Genomic DNA, 1,046 nt, shown 5'->3' with positions numbered 1-1,046 from the left:
CCAGCACAATGACGCCTTCCCGGGCAGCCACCCGCTGTTTGCCGGTCCGCTGGGCTATAACGGTTCGAAAGCGGGGATGGAGCTGATCAGCGAGGCGGATGTTGTCCTGTGCCTCGGCACCCGTCTGAACCCGTTCTCGACCCTGCCGGGCTATGGCATCAACTACTGGCCCGCGGATGCCAAGATCATCCAGGTTGACATCAACCCCGACCGTATCGGCCTGACCAAAGCTGTCAGCGTCGGTATCATCGGCGACGCTGCCAAGGTGGCAAAGGGCATTCTGGCCCAGCTGAGCGACACCGCCGGTGACGAAGGCCGCAAGGAGCGCAAAGAGCGCATCGCGCAGAAGAAATCGGCCTGGGCGCAGGAACTGACCTCGATGACCCACGAGGATGACGATCCGGGCACCACCTGGAACCAGCGTGCCCGCGCGGCCAAGCCCGACTGGATGAGCCCGCGCATGGCGTGGCGCGCCATTCAGGCGGCACTGCCGAAAGAGGCGATCATCAGCTCGGACATCGGCAACAACTGCGCCATCGGCAACGCCTATCCGTCGTTTGAAGAGGGGCGCAAATACCTGGCGCCGGGCCTGTTCGGCCCCTGCGGCTATGGCCTGCCCGCCGTCGTCGGTGCCAAGATCGGCTGCCCGGATGTTCCGGTTGTGGGCTTTGCCGGTGACGGTGCCTTTGGCATCGCGGTGAACGAGCTGACCGCGATCGGCCGCGAGGAATGGCCCGCCGTGACCCAGATCGTGTTCCGCAACTACCAGTGGGGCGCGGAAAAGCGCAACTCGACCCTGTGGTTCGACGACAACTTCGTGGGCACCGAGCTGGACACCAAGGTGTCTTATGCCGGTATCGCGCAGGCCTGTGGCCTGAAAGGCGTTGTCGCGCGCACCCAAGACGAGCTGACCGCGGCGCTGAACCAGGCGATCGAGGACCAGAAGAACGGCATCACCACGCTGATCGAGGCCCTGATCAACCAGGAGCTTGGCGAGCCTTTCCGCCGCGACGCGATGAAAAAACCCGTCGCAGTCGCCGGCATCA

1 protein-coding gene is annotated in these 1,046 nt (G+C 64.4%); it reads left to right on the top strand.

Annotated elements, in window-relative coordinates:
• Nucleotides 1-1,046, top strand: a 1,046-nt coding sequence (locus tag AC2FNC_RS20830) for a thiamine pyrophosphate-dependent enzyme (RefSeq protein WP_496716591.1), incomplete at both ends; no start/stop codon positions are given.

This window comes from Ruegeria sp. BHSA123, from assembly GCF_059613425.1.
The sequence above is the reverse complement of the archived record's forward strand: the minus strand, read 5'-3'. Positions and strand labels throughout refer to the sequence as shown.